The sequence below is a fragment of the Mesorhizobium silamurunense genome, from assembly GCF_014843905.1.
GTDB lineage: Bacteria > Pseudomonadota > Alphaproteobacteria > Rhizobiales > Rhizobiaceae > Mesorhizobium > Mesorhizobium silamurunense.
The window spans coordinates 1-244 of the sequence record NZ_LPVS01000130.1 but is presented as its reverse complement, the minus strand read 5'-3'; the positions used below and the strand labels follow the sequence as shown (position 1 = coordinate 244).

The 244-nt window shown below is 66.8% G+C and carries 1 protein-coding gene; it reads left to right on the top strand.

From position 1 onward, the window contains the following. Positions 1-58: 58 nt before the first annotated feature. Positions 59-244: aldolase/citrate lyase family protein (locus AU465_RS38165; protein WP_246506616.1), on the top strand; the 186-nt coding region annotated here is incomplete at its 3' end.

Sequence of the window (244 nt, the reverse complement as noted above, 5' to 3'; positions counted from 1 at the left end):
GAGCATTTCCGGCGCACCGCCGCGATGCCGGTCGCCGAGGCGGCGTGAGGAGCAGACGATGAGCCATACCATCAACCACCTCAAGAAACTGAGGCTGCAGCGCAGCGAGCTGGCCGTTCCGGGCTCCAGCCCGGAGATGATCGACAAGGCGGCCAACAGCGCCGCCGACTTCGTCTTCCTCGACATCGAGGATGCGGTGGCGCCGCCCGACAAGGAGCGCGCCCGCAAGAACATCATCCAGGCG